Consider the following 21714-nt stretch of genomic DNA (forward strand, 5'->3'; position numbering starts at 1 on the left):
CAAATAGATTTCGAATAAACAAACCAATAAAAAAGGAACAAAACTCAGCAAGAGTTTTGTTCCTTTTTTTGGCTGAAATCTGCAAACAGCACAACTACTTCAAATCCAAGAGAAAGCCGATGGTAAAGTTAGCGTCCCAGTCAAATACAAACTGCTGGCAGTCGGTGGCATCGGCGATGGCTTTGTAAATGTTCAAGCCCGCTTTCATTTTGGCATCGCTGCCGGCTTGGTATTCGGCGGGGTCTTTGAGCACCGTAAAACGCTCCTTACCATCGCGTGTTTGTTTTGCCAACGTAAAAGGCACGCCTCCTATGATAAAACACACTTTGCGGTGTGATGCAGGAATACCGGCAGCTTTGCGTTTGGTTTCGTCATATACTTGGCTGTCGCTGACATTATTCTGAAAATATTTTGCTCCCGAAGCTTCAAAAGCCGATATTTTGCCGTTGTCTATCCACGATACTTTGGTATTGCCCGAGCCAATATCTACCACAAAAGCATCGGCGGCATAATCGTTGGGCAATACACTCTTGAGAGCCAAAGCTCCTTCTTGTTCGGGTGTTACGGTATTGACCACATATCCCATTCCTTTCAAAAATTCTATGATTTTTTTAGTAATATCTACTTTTTGTGCACCGGAGCTAATCACAAAATGTATGTCGCGCGGGTTTACGCCAAAGTCGAGCATATTGCGAATATAGGCTTTCAAGCCGCTTTTTACATCTTCGTCGCCGGTGAGTTTTTCATATACCAAACTCGCTCCGTAGTCGGCTTTTTCGAGTTTCCAGTTTTTTTGAGCATCGGCAGTAATGATAAAAGAGTTGAAACCACTCGCACCCAATTCCACTACGCCTTTGAGTTTGCCGCCCACCGGAGTTTTTGGGGTATAATCAAAATTGCGGCGCGAACCGCCGCTGTTGCCCGATGAGGCAGGCGCAGTAGCGGGCGCAGTGGCGGTGCTGCTGCTATTGGCATCAGATACCGCACCGCCCTTATCGGCAGCAGTGGTGCCGGTGGTGGTGGTTTCGCCGCCGAATTTATCCTTCATTCCGGGCAAAAACGCCCTTGCAGCAAAAAACAATGCTGCTACAATAACTGCTGTAATTAAAAAACGAGAAAAAGTTGTCAAACGAGCCATTTTATTATAAATTAAAATTTAGTGTAAAAATGATGAAAAGCATACAAATGCTGCTAAATCAACACAAAAATATAAAAATATTACAATAAAGAAAGAACAAGGCCTAAGTACAATTTTGTTCCTTCATCATTTTTTTTAAAATAAAATTACAATTAAGAGATTAAAACATTCAGTTTTTTGAGCAGCCAAGTTACGTCAGCTATATTTTTACTTTTTTCAATCTCCTGTTGCAATACCGACAAACTTTTTTTATTACGCGGGTCGGCTTCGCGGAGTTTTTTGAGGTATTTTAAAAAATTGAGATAAACGCCCCGATTAAAGTCAGAAAGTATTTTTTTGCGCTGCAACAATACTTTAAAACTCTCAATCAAAGAATACAAAGCCTCGTCTTCGTCCAAATCATAGTAGGTTTTGAGCAATAATATTTTGGTATCGAGCATATAATATACATCTTCGTATTCCACTTCGGCGAGCATCTGAATAACGGCTTCGTATTGTTGTCGGGCATAATACAAGCGTGCGCGATTAAAAGTATAAGCATTGCGGCGTTCAGCTTCGTAGAGGTCGTCCTGATAATTTTCAATAAAGTGCTCCACCCAATCCAGTTCGTTGAGGCGCAGTGCCAGCGTAACAATATTTTTGTAGCTCGAAGCACTCAACTTATCATTGCTGAAAATAAATCGCTCGCGCAATACAATTTGATACAATTCAAACAACTCCGACAAAAAAGAAGTATTACCGCTATTACATTGGCGAATACAATAATTTTGCAAAAACACATACAATTCGCGTATTTCTTCTGCGGGCAGCATAGTGGCGTAGTGTCCCATTTGTGTTTTGAGGCGGCGATAATGTTCTTCGTGAGCCGGCTCTTGCAGCATTTGCAACACCTGATAGTAGGCTGTTATCATCGGTGCATCAGGATATTCATTTTGCTGCAAATGGCTGATAATATGCGACAAAAAAAGCGGCTCGTAGTCAGTTTTTATTACATTTTTAAAATTCAGCAGCGTACAATACAATTTCAGTTTAGAGCCGAGATAAAAAAGCGTCTAAATATTTCATAACCGCCGCTATATTGTGCTCACCGGAGCGAGCCACAGTATGCTCCATCATAGTATTAATGTGACTTTCCAACTCAAACTGCTCTAAAAAGTGCCGATTGTCGCGGTGTACACTATCTGTTTGCCACCGTCTCACCTGCTCCAATGCTGTTTGGTACAATACCGATATTTTTTGCTCATTTAACGCCTGAAATAAAAAATTGATGCGATAAAACCGACTTTTTTCATAATGTTGCTGTGTCAAAAAATCTTCTGCGAGTTGTAATAAATCAGAATGATAACGCCTGAATTTTATATCGTTATAAGTTTGCGTGCCGCAAAGTGTTTGCCACACTTTTTCTTTACTTAGTGTTTTCGTTTGGCTTTTTTTTAGGTAATTTTTATACAAATCAAATAATTGAACCAATACTTCCTGCTCGTTGAAATAGGGCGAAGTGATAAATTTTCTAAAACGATTCAATTCATATACACTAAAAAACAGAAGTGCCGACAGTAATTTATTTTTATATGGTTTTTTCATTTTTATTTGTACAAATAAAATTATAAATAATTGATTATTAATTGTTTAAATTATATATTATAAAAAAATAAAAGTATATTTAAAATAAAATGTACTTGTACAAAGATATAAAATAAAAGAATTTTGTAGTGTTAAAAAATATAACAGCAAAAACACATACCAATAAAGTTTTATATACAACATATTTCAGCAATACAGTATCTTTTTATTATATAGCCTGAATATTGATGTAAAATATTGGATAGTAGGAAATGTAGTTCATTTTTTAATAAAATTTATTCGCATTTTATTTTTATAAAAAAAAATATATCAACAAGATATGAAAAAATATGCTTTAATCGTTTGGATATGTGCAGGAGGATGGCTTGCGCTCTTCGCCGCAGATGATGATGCTACGGAACGCTCCGTCCGTATGCTGAAAAACATCAAACAAGCCCACACCACAATTCCGGTGATGGAAGACGTGTTGAGTTGCCAACCCAACCCAACAGCACCGCCATTGTGGGCAAGTGCAAACTTAAATGCGGGTACAAACCATAAAATTGCACCGCCCTGTGACGAAAATATACCCGCCGGTTTTACGATGCAATATCAAACTTCGTATGGCACTGACGATGTACCACAGTCGGTGGCGGCACATTCTTTTTGCTTCACCGCCGATGCTGCTATTATCAACACGCCCCTCAATTTTAACTGGACGACGAGCAACGGACAAACTTCTGCCGAAGTAAGCCCCTGTTTTTCTTTTAGTTATATTGAAAACGGGCAACCTGTAAATACACCATATCAAGTATGCCTCACTGTTAGCAGCCCGATAAACGGTTGCACCACCGACAATTATTGTATTTCGCTTTTTTTGGGCGGCGGTGCGGGTTGTGTAAATGCACAAAATATTAATTTGCAGGCGGTATGTCCTTTTTATTATTTGCCGGTATGCGGTTGCAATGGCGTACAATACGAAAATCCCTGTTTTGCTCAGGCAGCAGGTGTCACCTCGTGGACACTTTCAGTAGAAGATGGAGATTGCGGTGTTTTGCTGCCACCGCCGCCGATCGATCCTGTTTTCAACAACCCACTCACCGATTTGCCTTGGCTCTTTGAACTCACCAATCCGCAAAATACAGCCGATGATATATGCTCTTGCTCCTATTTGCAAAGTGTAACACAAGCCCTCAACGAAAACGGCGAAACAGTATTTATTTTACAACATTACTGGGGCTGCGAAGCACCGCCTCCCGGAGATGGAAGTTCTATTTATGATTACAATGGTCAAATCATTTGTGATGGATTTTCGCCCTGCAACCATGTATGTACCAACGAACAATTAATTTGGACAAACCCGCACAATGTGCTGGATATGCCCTGGTTGCAACCTTTTGTCAATCAAAATTGCTACACCATTTATCAGATTCAGTATTTCGGAGGTATGACCACCGAGTATGCTTTCGGTATAGAAAAATGTACTTTGGACGATGCCATGCCGATGGTGGATATTTACAGTTGTAGCGGTAGTTTGCTCTGTACGGTTAATTATTCCGATTGGACTAATGATAGTTTGTGTTTAGGGCTGCCGAATTTTCAACAAGATTTCCAACCCGAAGTTATTCACACTTGTGGCAGCTTTGATTGCCCCGATTGCATTTGTCCTGATGTAGTTGCACCTGTTTGTGCCAATGGTGTTACTTACGGTAATGCTTGCGAAGCCGAATGTTTGGGCATTTACAATTATACCGCCGGAGCTTGTGGCGGTGTGTCTAACGATACTACCTATATTTATGCTACACTTTGCCAAAATCCTGCCTCCGTTTACAGCGACCTTTTGGGAAGTTTTGGTGATGAAGAAGGTGTAGGATTGAGCGTAGCACCACAACACGGACTTGTAACTTTCACCGGACAGCCTTGGCTACAGAGCTTTTCTTATGTGCCCAATGCCGGATTTACAGGAAAAGATGAATTTGTATTTACTGCGGGCGGCATACAAATCGGCAGCAATGGAAATACTGAATACACCATTTATATCCGCAAATATATCATAGAAATAATGCCTTGCGGCGGCGGTTGTTTTGATGTGTCGGGAATAGATTTTGGTAGTTGTGCAATGGTATTAGGCATAGCGTGGAGCGGTGGTCAGTGCACTACATTGAGCGGCTGCGATTGGCAGGTGAATGGTGTGGACTATTCCTCGTATTTCTTCCAGTCTATGGAGGCTTGCCAAAATGCTTGCAGCAACCCCCCGAATAATTGTTTTGATGTATCGGGAGTAGATTTTGGCGATTGTGAAATGCTATTGGGCGTTGCGTGGAGCGGTGGGCAATGCACTACTTTGAGTGGCTGCGGTTGGCAGGTGAATGGTGTGGATTATTCCTCGTATTTTTTCCAGTCTATAGAGGCTTGCCAAAATGCTTGCAGCAACCCGATTGACAGCACTTCCTGCACAGCAAAAATTGCCTGCGACCCCATTATGCCCGGCAGCGTGCTTTTTCTTAGCACATCGCAAAGCGGCTCGCCGATAGTATCTTATACCTGGACAATAGACAATAATGTAGTGTCTAACGAGATGCAATTTACCTATGAAGCCGAAATTGGCACTACCCACAGCGTTTGTCTTACAATTGCTACCCAAGGCGGCTGCACCGATACTTTCTGCGATGAATTTACGGTAGGCGAAATAGCACCACCGAACTGCACTCCTGTACAGTATCAAAATACGCTACAAAACCTCATCAATCAGGCAGACAGCGATTGTTGCAACATCGGCAGCATTTCCACTTTTCAAACACCGGAGGGCGAAACGGTTTTCTTTACCCAACCCAACGAAGCCAACTGTATGATTTCTGATATGCCTGCTGTATTATACAATTGTGCGGGAGAGCAAATCTGTATGATAGGATTTATGCCATCAGGCGAAGGCGTATGCCCTGCTGAATTGATGGCTTCATTTACCAACCAAACGCTTGTATGGGAATGTGGCAGCACAAATCCGCCTAATGAGCAGCACTATTATATAGATGTTTGTGCAGGTAACAGTGTCTCTATCGGCTTAGGCGGTTGGGAAGGAAATACTTCTTATACTTGGTCGCCTGTTGGTGGATTGAGTTGTACCGATTGCCCTAATCCCGTTGTTACTCCTACGCAAGACATTACCTATCATTTGCATACATTTACTACTATTGGTATGACAGAGAGTGATTTTTATTATCATCTTTCTGTTAAAAATTGTAGTGGCTGTATTGATTCAACACTAATTGACCCCAATGCTTTTTGCACCATGGAATATGCGCCGGTATGTGGTTGCAATGGTGTCACTTATTCCAATGCTTGCGTGGCGCAAACACAAGGCGGTGTTACTTCTTGGTCGGCAGGTGAATGTCAAACAGTGGTCAGTTGCGACCCTGCCAATATGGACTGGTTGCAAGTATTTATGACCGAAGGCACTAAAATTACTTTGCATACTTACAACGGACAACAAGTATATTTTGTACAACCTTGCACTATATTCCCCGATGCCATGTCGGTGTTGTACGATTGCGAAGGAGGTTTTATTTGTGGTTTTGGCGGTATAGGCGGTCTTAATGGCGAAGGCTGCGAAGGTTTTGTTCCTGTAAATGGCCTCTCTGTTTGGAATGGCTGCGGCGGCGGCGACTGTCCGCCTCCCGGACAATTAATGTGGTTGCAAACCGCTATCCAAAATCTCAACAATGGCTCTGACACTTGTGTGTGCGGCATTGCTCAATATCAGTACAACGGCGAAATTGTGTATCTTTTTGATGCCAAAGATGAATGTAATGCTTATGATTATCCCGATGTTTTATACAACTGTCAGGGCGAGATGATTTGCATTACCGAAGGAGAAAGCGATAACAATTGTGTTGATTTTCAAGGAGCAATTTTCTTGAATAATATATGGCAATGCGGCAGCAATCCCAATAATTGTATAGATTCTACACTTATCAATCCTTCGGTGATGTGTATTGAATTGTACGACCCCGTGTGCGGTTGTAACGGTGTCACTTATTCCAACGAATGTGTAGCTACTAACTATGGAGGGGTCACTTCTTGGGTATCGGGCGAATGCCCCAACAATGGCGGCTGCGCACCAAATCAATTGGGCTGGCTCAACGAATTGATACAAATGTTGCAAATGGAGATGTCGCCGAATTGTTTAGGCTACGAATTTATTCATCAGGTGGGGTATCAGGGTCAGGTAGGATTTTTGATAGATGTGAACAATGCCGCCGATGCCGCCGACTTGATATTGGATTGCAATGGCAATGTAATATGCAGTATGAACGGATTGACTCCTCCTCCTTATTGTGGCACTTATACCATTTTACAAACTCTTTGGAGTTGTAGTGGCGGCTCGCCCGAATGTAGTACCGACAACTGCGTGTGGCCTGGCGATGCTAATAATGACGGTTTCGTCAACAACTACGATGTACTGTCGTTGGGATTATCCTACAACGAAACAGGTGAAGCACGTTCGAACCCATCTTCTGTTTGGATAGCACAAGCTGCTGCTACTTGGCAGTCTGATATAAACCTCGTAAATGCCGAAACCAATATGGCATTGATCTCCTACAACGAAGCCTACAGCGATTGCAACGGTGATGGTATCATCAACAACAACGACCTTTCCGTTATTGAACAGAACTACGGCTTGCAGGTACCGAGTATTATAGAAGATACACCTCCTGTCTTTGATATAAACGGTGTAGCAGATGCTCTTGATAATTTGAATATAACTTTTGAAGACAATCAAAATATTTTCCAACCCGGCGATACAGTTACTACATATATCAGTTTGGACAACGATACCCCCAATGTAGGTATTCAAAATGTATATGGATTGGCATTTACTATACAATACGGCAATGAAATAAACGGTCAGGAAGCCATTATAGCATCTACCGTTGAACTTACCTATCACCAACCTTCTTGGTTGAGCAACAATACCGAATTATTAAAACTGAATAAAAAAACAGGCACTACGCTTCAAACGGCAGTAGTGCGCATCAATCAGCAAAATGTGAACGGAAGCGGAACTATTGCAAAACTACGTTTTGTGATTGATGATAATTTGGCAGGAAAAAATGCTACTAATATTCCTATCGTTATCGGTATCCAACAGGCTGCCATCGTGAGCAAAGACGGAGTTGTCACCCCTCTACAAGGTGCTACTACCACTGCCGAAGTAGTATTAGATGTAGTTGATTTGGAATTACAAGAGTTGCGCATTTATCCCGTTCCTGCTGATGATTATCTGAATGTAGAATGGAAAGGCAACGCTCAGGTAAACTCTATAGAGTTGGTGAATATATTAGGACAGGTTGTAAAAAATAGCATTAACATTGAATCGCAACAAGCACGTTTGTATGTAGATAATTGTCAGGCAGGTGTTTATTTATTAAAAATAAATACCGAAAAAGGTACCCTCACACGCAAAGTGCAGATTTTTTAATATTCTAAAAAAGAGGTTCTTTTTGTATAATAAGTGATTTTGTTTTGAGGTTAATGGTATCCCTGATGTGTAAAAAACATCAGGGATTTTTTTTGAATAAAAAAAGACATCTCTTTAATTTTTTATACTCAGATAGCACAATCCCGCGCAATCTGTATTATTTTTGTGCAATACATCGTATTTTTTTATTTCATCACGTCTATCAATTCTTATTTTTTATTATGCCTTTGGATAAATTCAGTATTGCCCGCCGCATCGCTCAAGAACTCAAAGACGGCTATTATGTAAATTTGGGTATCGGAATCCCTACTTTGGTCGCTAACTATATTCCCGAAGGCGTAAATATTGTGCTACACTCCGAAAACGGGCTGCTCGGAATGGGTCCTTTTCCCACCGAAGAAGAGGTAGATGCCGACCTCATCAATGCCGGTAAGCAAACCATTACCGCCTTAGCCGGCAGCAGCTTCTTCGATTCGGCAGACAGCTTCGCTATGATTCGCGGCGGACACATCGACCTCACCGTACTCGGTGCTATGGAAGTAAGCGAAAAAGGCGACATCGCCAACTGGAAAATTCCGGGTAAAATGGTAAAAGGTATGGGCGGTGCTATGGACTTGGTGGCAGGCACTGAAAATATCATCGTGGCTATGATACACAGCAACAAAGAGGGAGAAAGCAAGCTATTGCCCACCTGCGAGCTGCCGATTACCGGATTGGGTTGTGTAAAACGCATCGTCACCGACTTGGCGGTATTAGATGTACTACCCGATGGCGGCGGATTTTTATTGGTGGAGCGTGCCCCTGATGTGAGTGTAGAAGAAATAAAAGCCAAAACTGCCGGCAGGCTCACCGTACCTGCCGATGTGCCGATAATGCGTTTGGATTAATTTTTGCTGTATTCGGGCTGTTGTAAGGCACGCCAATCGGCAGTGCCGTGAAAAGTATTCGTCTGCCTATTCATTACGGCGACACTTGCTGCTCTTTTATGTAAAACGATGATGCTATGTTATACGGAGATGGAAAAATAACGCTTAGTTCTCAAATGAATACAGAGTATTTGTTTTATAATGGCGTTTTTTTTCCGATAGAGCGTTTTTTTGTGCGCGCTCACAATCGCAGTTTTCGCTATGGTGACGGTTTTTTTGAGTCGCTGCGCTTGATACGAGGGCAATTACCTTTTTACGAACAACATTATCGCCGCATAGAAAAATCCTTACAACTCCTGCAATTACCCGCCAATGATTTTATACAGCATTCTGCCCTGCGCCGCTATTGTATCCAGTTAGCCGAAAAAAACAATATAGAAAACGGGCGTTTTCGTATTCATTTTTTCAGAGAAGGCGAAGGATTATACGAACCCACCACAGAACAACAAACGGCGGTTTTAATTGAGTCACGCCCTATTGAAGATGATGAATTTGTATTGAACAAGCGCGGCTTGGTACTTGACATTTATACACAATACCCCAAACCACAGCACCCGATATTTTCTATTAAAAGCAACAATGCCCTGCCTTATATTTTGGCGGCTCTCTACAAACAACAGCAGCAATTAGATGATTGCTTGCTGATAAATGCACAAGGAAATATTGTAGAAGCACTTTATTCCAATATATTTTGGGTAAGCGACAACACCTTATACACGCCACCTTTGAGTGAAGGCGGTGTAGAGGGTGTGATGCGCGGCATCCTGCTGCAATTGGCAAAAATACATCATTTTCCTTCACAAGAGAAAATCCTCCCCCCTGATTTGCTCCAATACGCTGATGAATGTTTTTTGTGCAATGCCGTACAAGGCATACGCTGGGTGCAAGTGTATCAAAAAAAGGTATTTGGCAATAAAGTAAGTCGCTTGCTTACAGAGCTGCTCAATCTGCAAACGAAGCGGCTTATCTCTATTTATCAGGAATTATTGTAAGAAATCATTATTCTAATATCCACCTGACAAGATTTTCTTTTTCCACAATACTCCACGAATGAGGATTTTTTTCTCCATTTGCCCTTATTCCCCGATTTTTTGTTTTAATCAATTCAGCCTTTTTACTCCCAACCTGAACCAAAGCAAGGTAGGTTTTTTCAAGTTGATGAGCATTCAATTCTTCGTACTTTCTATTTTTATTCTCCATTTGCCACTCCAAAGCGGGTTCGCAATAAAATCTTATTTTAATATCCTTCAAATATTCAATATTATACATTGAATTACAAGAAATTAAATAAGGTGAAATTGTTTTATACTTTTCAATATTTTTGTTTGGTTTTCCAATGCTGTTTTCAAACAAATCTATTAAAAACTTTCCTTCCTCCACTGCCACTGCGTTGGCGTTTTTATTCAAGTCATTTTTTGCATTATTATACAATGCTTCCAAATCCAAAGGCGAATCGACTACAAATATTCCTTTAGGCTGAATAGCGTGTCGGGTTTTAATTAAAAAATTTGAAAGTACCACCGATATATTGCCCCCGCTTGAAAAGCCCCCGATAAAAACATTCTCTTTCACGATTTTATTTGTATCAAAAATGGAGTTTAACAATTGAGCATATTCTATTTTTTCGGCTTCGGTTAAGTATAATTTTTTGTTAATATTTAAAAGTAGCGTGGTAATGCCTTCTTTTTCAATATTTTTTAAAAATTCAGCTTCCGTTTTGGTATTTTCAATATCGCACGGAAAACAGGGAAACAGAATTAAAACTGCTTTTTGTTCATCAGCGATGTTCAATTCATAATTTTCGCCTTTTATCACCCGATCTGTTGTGTTGCTGTCAGATTTACAGTTTGCTGCAACAAACAAAACAATCAAAACGAACCATATAATTTGTTTCATCAAATTGGTTTTATGCGAGTGGGGAAATATTTTTGGAGGATAAAGCCACTATTTATTTTGAAAATTTTGGAAATTTTTTTGCTCTCAATCAATCATAAAACATCCACGAAAAACCCAAACGAATGGTACGCTCCAATGCCGGATAGTGCGGTGCTGCAAAATAACCGCTTCGTTTGTTGAGTATCGCCTGATTGAGATGTTGGGAGGCGACAAAAAAACGGGCGCGGCTGATACGAAAATTCAGGAAAACATCTGTAAGTGGATAATATCCCAGCAAAATAGTGTTGGTATCCTGCAAATAAAATTGCTGCAAAGCAGGCGAAAATGCAGGAGCATAAAAATTGCTGTTGTAACGAAAACGCATACCGGCTTCCAGCAGCAGATTGCCGCCGAACAAATGGTTGCGGTAATAAACCTGAGCATCTATACACCATTGCGGCAGCGAAATACGCTCCAAAGAACTTTTTTGCCACATAATCGTATGCTCCCAGTTCCATTTACGCCACCTCAACCGACTCCATTGCTGCACCTGCCATAGTTGCCAGTTGTCTATTTGTTCCGGCTCTTGTTGGGCATTGAAAACCAAATAATCCGTAAAATCGTGGCGTAAGAGGCGTATTTGATGGCTTTGCTGCATATTTCCGATGCTTATTTCGGTTTGAAAATGCTGCTGTTGTTTCCATGCATCGTGCCGCCATTGATAATGATTGCCAAAAGCGGAGCGAAACAAAGCAGCCGGAGCGCGGCGGCTGTAAGTGAGTGCGGCTTCTAGGCGTAATTTTTGAAAAGGAAAAATGCCGCCCTGACTGTGCCACATCAAATCTTTGCCGTTGTAGCCCGCCACACCTTGTTGCCATTTGGCTTTTACATACCAAAATCGTTGCCGCAGTATCGCCTCACAATAGGCGGCTATATTTTGCTCATATTCCTTAAAACTGAACGATAAACTGTCTGCATAATAGATAGTGGGCGAAAGAGTAAACGTTTCGTAGTATGCCCCCGCGCGGATATGCAGCGGAGAAATAGAGCGAAGCGTATCTTGTTTGGCATCAAACTGAAAGGTCGCTTCATTTCGCCAGCCTTCCAACAGCCACTCATCGGAGGTGCTGCTGCTGTCGGCAAAAATATGTGAATAAAAACCCGCAGGAATTTCGGCATCGCTATATCCGTAAGTTTCGCGGCGATAGCGGACGGTGTGCGACAAACGCCACTGAGCGGTGGGTATAGCTATTTTTTGAAGGACTGTATCTTTTTTAAGCGTATCTATGCGCGCTACTAATATGGTATCTCTACTCGAAAAATCGTACCACTGATGCCACTGCCAAGTGCGCTGGCGATTGCTGATATTGGCTTTGCTGAGTTGTATCGGCAATACATCTTTGCGCAGCACAGAAGTATCGTTGAAAATATTAAAAGTAGCCACACCGCCGTTTTGTTCGGCACTTTGGCGATGATTGAGCAGTCCTACAATGGAGTGATAGCGGCTGTTGCGACTGCTATACCACAGGCTCACATGTAATGATGTGGCTTTTGCTTTTTGTCGTTGATAAAAACCATCTGCCGAAGTATTGAGCCATTCCAGCGTATATCTGAAACGCTGCTGTACCAAACTTTGAGCGTGCGTGAGGTGCATTTGTTGTTCTTTTCCCGAGCCTATCACATAAAAAATATCAGTATAGGGAGCTTTGGGGTCAAAATAGCTCAAATCTTGCGGCTGCAAGAGGTAGCCATCAAAAATGTGGTAGCCGCTGTCAAAAAAAATACTATCGGAATAATGAAAAAACAAAGGCAGAAGTGGTTGTGCCACTGCTCCCAAAGGACGATAGCGATAAGGTTGGCGTTCTAACTGTGAATATTGATGAAAATTATGGAGGGCGGTATCCAAAGGCAGGAGCGTATAATTATCCAAGCCGCGCATCAAGTGTATCCAAGCATAGCGGGCATCTAAATTCAGGCTGTCGGCAACCGGAAATTCGGGCATTGCAGCAAGAGAATCGCTACCCGACTGAATACTGTCGAGCGGTATATTCGGTGTAGCAGTAGTAGATACATTTTTCAATACATCATTGCGCAGCGAAGAACGCTCCTGAGCATAAGCATCAATGGTGGTACTTATACAAAAAAAAGCTGCACATAGCAAAAAAAGCGTATGCAATAAGAAGGAAAAACAATAATGCAGAAGAAAAAAATTAATACTGTTCCGTTTCATTCGGAAAATCGCTGCTTTTTACATCGGTCACATAGCGTTCTACTGCTCCTTTAATATCATCGTACAAATTGAGGTAGGTACGCAAAAAACGGGGTTTAAATTCTTTGGTAATGCCCAACATATCGTGCAGCACCAACACCTGCCCATCTACACCGCCGCCCGCACCAATGCCGATAATAGGAATTTCGGCGGCTTTTGCGACTTCTTCGCCGAGAGCAGCGGGAATTTTTTCCAGCACAATTCCAAAACACCCCAAATCCTCGAGTAATTTCGCATTTTTGCGCAACAGATCAGCTTCCTCTTTTTCTTTGGCACGCACTGTATAAGTTCCAAATTTGTAAATAGACTGTGGCATCAGCCCCAAATGCCCCATCACTGGCACACCCGCCGACAATATGCGCTCAATGGATTCTTTTACTTCGTAGCCGCCTTCTAACTTTACGGCGTGAGCACCTGCTTCTTTCATAATACGAATAGCAGCTTTGAGTGCCGCCAACGAATCGCCCTGATAAGTACCGAAAGGCAAATCCACGACCACTAAAGCGCGGCTTACGGCACGCACCACCGCCGAAGCGTGATATATCATATCATCGAGCGTAATGGGCAAAGTAGTTTCGTGCCCTGCCATTACATTAGATGCCGAGTCGCCCACCAAAATAATATCAATCCCCGCATCATCGACAATTTTAGCCAAAGAAAAATCGTAAGCGGTGATCATAGATATTTTTTCTCCTTTTTCTTTCATAGTGCGCAAATTATGCGTAGTAATGCGCTTGATTTCTTTTCCGGATTCGGTGGACATAAAAAAAATAGAATTGGGTAAAAAAATTAATCAAAAAAATACAGATAGCACAATATTAAGAAATGACAGCAACAAAATTATACTTTTTTATACAAGATTACAGCTTAAAATTCTAATGTGCTAATCATCTCATCGCGCAGGCGCAGCACCTCGCTCTCAATACGGGTGGCTACATCGTTATTTACATTTGCCAAAGGCAGGCGCACTGTATTTCCGCACAAGCCTAAAGTTTTGAGGGCTTCTTTTACACCGGCGGGGCTGCCGTCTTCATAAATCATTTGTACTATATTCAATAATTTGTAATGATGTCTGCGGGCTGTAATCAAGTCGCCTTCTAAGGCAGCATGAACCAAACTGTCGAACTCGCGCGGAAAAGCGTTGGCAATCACCGAAATCACGCCGTCCATTCCCAACGACAAATAAGGCAGCGTGAGCAAATCATCACCCGAAATAACCAAAAAACTTTTGGGTCGCCGCTTGATGATATTCATACATTGCTCCATATTGCCCGATGCCTCTTTGATACCGACAATGTTTTTAAATTCACGCGCCAAACGCAAAGTGGTGCTGGCGGTAATATTGGCGGCGGTGCGCCCGGGCACCTTATAAATGATGATGGGTTTGTTGCACACTTCGGCGATGGCGGCATAGTGCTGATACAAACCGCGCTGATTGGGGCGGTTGTAATAAGGGCTCACCGACAATATAGCCGAAATGCCTTTGAGTCCGTAATAATTAATGGAATGAAGAATATGTTGTGTATCGTTACCACCGAAGCCCGCCACTATCGGCACCCGCTCGCGCACGGTGTCAATCACGAAGTCAAGGATTTCAAAACGATCTTTGTCGCTAAGTGTGGGCGTTTCGCCAGTAGTGCCGAGTACCACCAAATAATCTATTTCATTAGCGATTTGGTAATTTACCATACGTCCCAAACCTTCAAAATCAATAGAAGCATCTTCGCGAAAAGGCGTGATTAAGGCTACACCGGTACCTTTGAGTTGGTCGAGCATAAAAAAATGGTGGCGTGGAGAATAATAGGAAAGAGATGGATATTGAATGAAAAATAATTTTGACAGTACAAAGATACTGCACAGTTAGCTGAAAAACCACAAAGAAGCATAAAAAAGCAAAACGAGTGCTGCATCACTGCAATCACTCGTTTTTTAGTTCACCCTAAACTTAGACTATGAAAAAGTATTTTGCTTGCTATGTTTTTAAAAGAGGGTGTTCTCACACACCTGATTTATCCACACCATTTTACATCACAAAGTCTCAAAAAACTATCAACAATTTCTTATCCGTATGATTATTAACTTTTCTTTTGTTTATTTTAGAAAAACAAACCCAACTGAATGCTCCATTGTTGAAGCGTTGTGCTGCTATTTCCTAATTGCGGGTGGTAATTGATACCCATTGTAGCAATACCGCCATTGCCATAAATATTATATTCAGTACCTACTCCGATTGTTCCGAGCATATTATACGAATCGGCATCAGAGTTGGCAATTCTTTCTTTTACACCGCTTGAAGCAATATAAGACGCATCATTTTTAATCAGAAAATTATTCACAATACCACCTTGTACATAAGTTTTCAGGCTATTGCTGAATACTTCAGGCGAACGCCATTTCAGAGAAATAGGCACAGATACATAACTTTGGGCAGTGCTTGTATTTACTGTCACTGTTTTTTGTTGGTGAATACCTTCTGTTACTATGGTTTGTTCGCCATCTTGTTGGTATTGGCTGTATTGCGCTCCACTGCTCAATACCAAAGATTTGCGATATAAAAACGCTTCTGTCATCAGTCCGCCGCCTAAAACATAACCACTGTTATTGTTGCCGTTCAAAGCTCCTACTTGTGTACTCAAACCAAAACGAAAAGTAGGCAATGCGCTACTTTTGTTACTGCTTTGTGCGTTGGCAAATGAACTTATAAATAACATTGCAGCTGCTGCGAAAATAAATTGAATGTGTTTCATTGTTTTTGGAAATTTTAGAATATTCTTTTTAAATGAATATTTGATTAGTAATCTTACCTGCTCAAATAGCTTGTTTTGTTAAAAAACATTCAAAAAAAAGAATAAATGTTAAAGGATAAATAGTAAAAATTTCCTTATAAGCAATAGCTGTTTTTAAAATTCGGCTGCAAAGGTAGGTGTTATTTTTATATAAAAAAAGTTTTTGAAAAGAAAAATGAAATATTTTTTATTTATATGTATAATATTTTGTATTTTAACAACAAAATACTTTTTTGTTATTCAAATATTTAATTTTAACGTTGCAATAGCTGTTCATTTCTTTACAATCAAGCTCTACTCTTATTTATTAAGTAACGGCTGACTATCATAAATATTATACAACGACTGATATTTTTTATTTTCCATTTTTGTTTTATATTTTTATTCCTCAGTTTATCTGTAAAAATTATCCTTTGTATAAAAAAAGCAGTGCTTTGAAATAACATTCAAAGCACTGCTTTTAGGGCATTATGCCCTACTTTAACACAAAATTTTAATTATTTTTTCAAGCCAATTTCACGCAAACGCTCATCTAAATATTCGCCGGCAGTGATGGGAGTGTATTGCAAAGGTTGCTCATCAGAGATGCAATGTTCCAAGCAATCCAATTTCATTTCGGAGCGCGGGTGCAGGAAAAACGGCACTGAAAAACGCGAAGTATGCCACATTTCGCGCGGTGGATTTACTACGCGGTGGGTGGTAGAGCGGAGTTTATTGTTGGTAAGGCGTTGCAACATATCGCCCACATTCACCACAATTTCACCCGGGCGTGCCGTAATTGCGAGCCAGTCGCCTTGTTTGGTGAGCACCTGCAAGCCTTCGGCAGAAGCACCCACGAGCAGGGTAATCAAGTTAATATCCTCGTGTTCTTCGGCACGAATGGCATTTTTAGGCTCGCTTGTAATAGGCGGGTAGTGAATTGCACGCAAAATGCTGTTGCCGTTTTTGATTTTGCCATCAAAATAATTTTCCGGCAAATTCAGATAATTGGCAATAGCATTTAATAAATAAGAACCCGATTTTTCAAAAGAACGATACGCCGAATAAAGAGCTTTATTCAAATCTTTCAGTTCTTCTGTGGCTACATTGTCAGGATACTGACTTTTTATAGGGTCGTTGTCTTCAACCGTTTGTCCGTATTGAAAAAATTCTTTCAAATCTGCCACTTGGCTTTGTTTGGCATGTTCTTTGCCGAAAGAAGTATAGCCGCGTTGCCCTGCCAATCCGCTCACTTCAGCTTTTACTTTGGTTTCGGACGGCAAGCTGAAAAATTGTTTTACTTCTCCGTACAAGTTTTCAATCAGGTCGGCGGGTATCCCGTGATTAATAACAGTTACAAAACCTACCTCTTCAAATGCTTTTCCGAGTTTTTCAACAAAGGCAGCTTTTTGTTCAGGTGTGCCATTCACATAATCGTTTAAATTTACCTGAGGAATGAATGTGGACATATCCGTAATTTTTTTGTTTTTTATTTAAAATAATGATAAAAAAATACTGGCTTTTATAAAATGTTTTTTTAATAAAAAAACGCTTAAGACACGTTTAACAAGCAAATTTAAAAAAAAAACAAACAATCCGATGAATTTTTAACGGTCATGTAATTAATTTTATCTAATATTGTATCACTTTTTGACTATTCCATTTTTTAATCAAATTTATATTCAGTATTTATGAAGAAAAAAACGTTACTCATGCTTCTATTTGTTGGAAGTGTGTTTCTGTTTTTTAGCAACAGGAATAACCAAGGACACTCCTATTCTGCCAATCCTCCGGAGGGCTATACAGGGTTCGGTGTTTCCACTTGTGGCAACGGCGGCTGTCATTCAGCTACAGCGGGTGTCAATAGCAACCTAATGGTTGTAATAGAAGATGCCAATGGTAATGCTGTAAGCAGCTACCTTCCGGGTACTACTTACAATGTAAATGTGCATTACATGTCAAGCCATGCGCGTTATGGTTTTGCTATGCGCAGTACAGGGACAGATGACTTCTTCACAGCCGGAAGCAACACAGTTGTAGAGGGCGGTGAAATTCAACACGGCTCGGTAAATACTACCGGCACTTGGGATTTTACTTGGACGGCTCCTATTGCGGGTACAGGTACAGTTACATTTTACATCGGCGGTATCGGTGCCAATGGCAATGGTAGCACCGACGGAGATACCTACTACGAGGGTACTTTTACGCTGGCTGAAGGTTCGGCAGTGGCAACTTCTACTGTAACTTTCTTATTAGATGGTAATTGTGCTCCGCTTACAACTGCTTCTACTCCTTATATTGCCGGAGATTTCCAAGGTTGGGACCCTGCTACCAGCGCAATGACAGACAGCAACGGTGACGGTATCTGGGAAGCCACTTTTGAAATTGAACAAGGTTCTACGGTTCAGTACAAATTTTTAAGTGCAGCCGGTTGGGGCAATGATGAAGGCAGCGGATTAACCGCTTGTGGCGTAGATAACGGTTTTGGCGGTTATAACAGAAGTGCCACTATTCCGGCTACTGCTACTGCTTCTTTCGGTCCTGTTGCTTTCAACAGTTGCGAAGCTTGTCCTGTTATTCCTCCTGATAATGTAGAAGTAACATTCTTGTTAGATGGTGCTTGCAATGGCGTAACAGCTCCTTATATTGCAGGTAGTTTTCAGGGTTGGGATCCTACAGCCAATGCAATGACCGACAGCAATAGCGATGGTATTTGGGAAGCCACTTTCACTATTGCGGAAGGCTCGGCTTTGGAATTCAAATTTTTGAAAGACGGCAGCGGCTGGGGCAGCGATGAAAGCGCACCTGCCGAATGTGGCAATGGCAATGGCAACCGCACTTATACTGTGCCAATGGACGTAGCTACTGCTACTTATGGTCCGGTAGCTTTCGGTTCTTGCGAAGTCTGCCCTGCTCCTCCTGTTTGTCTCGCCGAAGCGGGTACTGTTACACCTCCGGCTAATACAACCATTGCTTTCGGTGGTACTTCTGACGCTCCTACCGTAAGTGGTCAAACAGAAAGTACCGAATACTCATATATATATGTACTGACTACCGATTCTCCGGGCAACTCTACTGTATATGATATTTTGGAATACAACACTACGGGCTCTTTCAGTTTTGCCGATTATAGCGCAGGCACTTACAATGTTCACGGTTTGAGTATTTTATCTGCCGATGTAGCTACTGCTGCCGCTGCTATTGATAATGGTTTAATTACAAGCGGTGAGGCTGCTCTGGGAGTTATTGCCAATGGTGTTGTTTGCGCTGAATTAATTGTTCCGGGTTATCAATTAACGGTATTACCTGCTGTTGTATTTGATTGCGAAACTTTACAGGCAAATATAGGCGATGCTTGCGATGACGGCAACGCGAACACCGAAAACGATATGGTAACAAGCGGTTGCGAATGTGCAGGCACAGTAATTGCTCCTACTTACGATTGTGAAAACTTGCAAGCCAATGTAGGCGATGCTTGCGATGACGGCAATGCCAACACCGAAAACGATATGGTAAATACCTCTTGCGAATGTGCAGGAACAGTAATTGCTCCTACTTATGATTGCGAAAACTTGCAAGCCAACGTAGGTGATGCTTGCGATGATGGCAACGCCAACACCGAAAATGATATGGTAAATACCTCTTGCGAATGTGCAGGAACAGTAATTGCTCCTACTTACGATTGTGAAAACTTGCAAGCCAACGTAGGCGATGCTTGTAATGACGGAAACGCCAACACCGAAAACGATATGGTAAATACCTCTTGCGAATGTGCAGGAACAGTAATTGCTCCTACTTACGATTGCGAAAACTTGCAAGCCAACATAGGCGATGCTTGTAATGACGGAAACGCCAATACAGAAAATGATATGGTAAATACCTCTTGCGAATGTGCAGGAACAGTAATTGCTCCTACTTACGATTGCGAAAACTTGCAAGCCAACGTAGGCGATGCTTGTAATGACGGCAACGCGAACACCGAAAACGATATGGTAAATACCTCTTGCGTTTGTGCAGGAACAGCCATTGACCCTTGTGCCGGTGTAGCTATCAATGTTACTTACGACCAATTGGATTGTACAGAAGCTGACCACAACAATGGTACTTACTCTGTTGAAATTTCTTGGACAGGCGGCGTAGCTCCTTATAGCATTGACGGTGCTGTTACAGAATCAGGTATTAGCGGCAATTCTTATATCATCAGCAACCAAACAGATGGTTCTGAATTAGGAATATTAAATATTCAAGATGCCAACGGTTGCACTGGTACAGTAACACTTCCTGCTATGGATTGTGTAAAATGCGGCTTGACAGTATCTCACGCACAATTAGAATGTACATCAGCACAACAATCTGCGGGTGTTTACTCTTTGGCTATTTCTTGGACAGGCGGTGTAGCTCCTTATTCTGTAACCGGTGCTACCATTAACTATACTGACGTTACCGGAAACTCTATCATCGTAAGTGATATTACAGATGGTACTGCTTTGGGCAATGTTACTGTAACCGATGCCAACAGTTGCGATGTAACGGCAAATATTCCGGCTTACGATTGTGCTAAATGTGTAATTACTCCTTCCTATGATTATGTTCCTTGTAGCGAGCAAATGATTAACGAAGGTAAATTTACAGTAAATATCAGTTGGACAGGAACCGGTCCTTTTGACATTAGCGGCAGCTACGAAGCTGATAATTTCAATGGCAACAACTTACAACTTACTTTTACCGACAATACCGATTTAAGTTTCTATATCACTAACAACGAATGTAATGCAAGTTTAGTAGTTCCGGGTATTTCTTGCGATAAATGCCAATATTATGAAGTAAATGCAATAGCAGATTGCGGACCTAATACTGCTTCTACTTATTGTGTAACGCTTTCGGCTGTTGGCGGACAAACCGCAGGACCATATAATATTACAGGTACTCAAACATTACTCGGCGCAGATAACAACACCACCATTTGCGGATTAACAAAAGGCGAGCCTTACGAATTTACTGTATTTGATACCAGCAAAGGTTGTATTGAAACCGTAGCCGGTGCGCCTTGTCCTTTGAGTGCCGACTTGATCCGTTTTGAAGGCGAAGTGATTGAAAACGGCAACCAGCTTTCTTGGGCTACTGCTGCCGAAATCAACACAGACTACTACATTTTAGAGCGCAGCTTAGATGGTATCAACTTTGTAAATTATGCTAAAATTGATGCTGCCGGCAATACTGCCAGCACACAAGTATATGCTTATTTGGACAATCAGGTAGAAGATTGCGCTACTTACTTCTATCGTTTGTCGGAAGTAGATGCTTTGGGCAATCAAGAAATTATTTCTGATGTTATCCGTTTGCAAGGCAAAGCAGACGCTTGTTTGTCTGTAGAAATTGCACCAATTCCTGCCAGCAGCACCTTAAATGTAAACTTGAACATGGGCAGCGATGCAGCAATGGTTACTCTTAAAGTTACAGATTTATTGGGTCGTGTTATTACTCAACAAAACGTTCACACGGTAGCAGGTTTCAATCAAGTAGAATTGAATATTGCAGATTATGCAGTAGGCACTTATTTCTTGAGCGTTGAAGACGGATTGCGCAACACTACCATGAAATTTGTGAAAAAATAATCATCTAACCAATCAATAATTTAATTATTGCAATACATAAAAAACCGCCTCCTGTGCAGGAGGCGGTTTTTTTTTATCCTATTG

12 protein-coding genes and 3 pseudogenes are annotated in these 21714 nt (G+C 41.4%); 6 read left to right on the top strand and 9 right to left on the bottom strand.

Annotation, left to right across the window (positions count from 1 at the left end):
* Positions 1 to 94: 94 nt before the first annotated feature.
* The 3 genes from IPL35_11380 to IPL35_11390 all read right to left on the bottom strand — a co-directional run bounded on the left by IPL35_11380 (position 95) and on the right by IPL35_11390 (position 2722).
* Positions 95 to 1138, bottom strand: coding sequence for a hypothetical protein (locus IPL35_11380; GenBank protein ID MBK8443967.1), 1044 nt, complete (start codon positions 1136 to 1138; stop codon positions 95 to 97).
* A 152-nt stretch (positions 1139 to 1290) separates the two neighbouring features.
* Entirely contained in the window at positions 1291 to 2160 is an 870-nt protein-coding gene (locus tag IPL35_11385) for a hypothetical protein (GenBank protein ID MBK8443968.1), read from the bottom strand.
* Between the two features lie 7 nt (positions 2161 to 2167).
* Positions 2168 to 2722 (bottom strand): hypothetical protein, encoded by a 555-nt coding sequence (locus tag IPL35_11390; GenBank protein ID MBK8443969.1) that lies wholly within the window; start codon positions 2720 to 2722, stop codon positions 2168 to 2170.
* A 319-nt stretch (positions 2723 to 3041) separates the two neighbouring features.
* Between IPL35_11390 and IPL35_11395 the strand changes: the two are divergent.
* The 5 genes and pseudogenes from IPL35_11395 (at position 3042) to IPL35_11415 (ending at position 10098) form a co-directional block, all read left to right on the top strand.
* A pseudogene (locus IPL35_11395) lies at positions 3042 to 3707 on the top strand (hypothetical protein).
* Between the two features lie 2190 nt (positions 3708 to 5897).
* Positions 5898 to 6092 (top strand): annotated as a pseudogene (locus tag IPL35_11400) (hypothetical protein).
* 459 nt (positions 6093 to 6551) lie between these two features.
* Positions 6552 to 6797 (top strand): annotated as a pseudogene (locus tag IPL35_11405) (hypothetical protein).
* A gap of 1604 nt (positions 6798 to 8401) precedes the next feature.
* Positions 8402 to 9067: a CoA transferase subunit B gene (locus tag IPL35_11410; protein ID MBK8443970.1), complete on the top strand. Its 666-nt coding sequence runs from the start codon at positions 8402 to 8404 to the stop codon at positions 9065 to 9067.
* A gap of 116 nt (positions 9068 to 9183) precedes the next feature.
* Positions 9184 to 10098, top strand: a complete 915-nt coding sequence (locus IPL35_11415) for an aminotransferase class IV (protein MBK8443971.1) — start codon at positions 9184 to 9186, stop codon at positions 10096 to 10098.
* Between the two features lie 7 nt (positions 10099 to 10105).
* Here IPL35_11415 and IPL35_11420 read toward each other — a convergent pair whose 3' ends face one another.
* The 6 genes from IPL35_11420 to IPL35_11445 all read right to left on the bottom strand — a co-directional run bounded on the left by IPL35_11420 (position 10106) and on the right by IPL35_11445 (position 17484).
* The gene (locus IPL35_11420; GenBank protein ID MBK8443972.1) at positions 10106 to 11002 is read right to left on the bottom strand and encodes a hypothetical protein; all 897 of its coding nucleotides are present in this window, start codon (positions 11000 to 11002) and stop codon (positions 10106 to 10108) included.
* Positions 11003 to 11090: 88 nt separating this feature from the next.
* Entirely contained in the window at positions 11091 to 13211 is a 2121-nt protein-coding gene (locus IPL35_11425) for a hypothetical protein (protein ID MBK8443973.1), read from the bottom strand.
* On the bottom strand, positions 13192 to 14013 hold the full coding sequence (gene panB / locus IPL35_11430; GenBank protein ID MBK8443974.1) for a 3-methyl-2-oxobutanoate hydroxymethyltransferase: 822 nt from the start codon (positions 14011 to 14013) through the stop codon (positions 13192 to 13194). Before panB ends, IPL35_11425 begins: the two co-directional genes overlap by 20 nt.
* Positions 14014 to 14117: 104 nt before the next feature.
* Entirely contained in the window at positions 14118 to 15026 is a 909-nt protein-coding gene (locus tag IPL35_11435) for a 4-hydroxy-tetrahydrodipicolinate synthase (protein ID MBK8443975.1), read from the bottom strand.
* A gap of 320 nt (positions 15027 to 15346) precedes the next feature.
* Positions 15347 to 15997, bottom strand: a complete 651-nt coding sequence (locus IPL35_11440) for a hypothetical protein (protein ID MBK8443976.1) — start codon at positions 15995 to 15997, stop codon at positions 15347 to 15349.
* Between the two features lie 536 nt (positions 15998 to 16533).
* Positions 16534 to 17484, bottom strand: a complete 951-nt coding sequence (locus IPL35_11445) for an isopenicillin N synthase family oxygenase (GenBank protein MBK8443977.1) — start codon at positions 17482 to 17484, stop codon at positions 16534 to 16536.
* A 243-nt stretch (positions 17485 to 17727) separates the two neighbouring features.
* Here IPL35_11445 and IPL35_11450 point away from each other — a divergent pair, with 243 nt between their 5' ends.
* The gene (locus IPL35_11450) at positions 17728 to 21630 is read left to right on the top strand and encodes a T9SS type A sorting domain-containing protein (GenBank protein ID MBK8443978.1); all 3903 of its coding nucleotides are present in this window, start codon (positions 17728 to 17730) and stop codon (positions 21628 to 21630) included.
* Positions 21631 to 21714 lie beyond the last annotated feature (84 nt).

Source organism: Sphingobacteriales bacterium (genome assembly GCA_016711285.1).
GTDB lineage: Bacteria > Bacteroidota > Bacteroidia > Chitinophagales > UBA2359 > JADJTG01.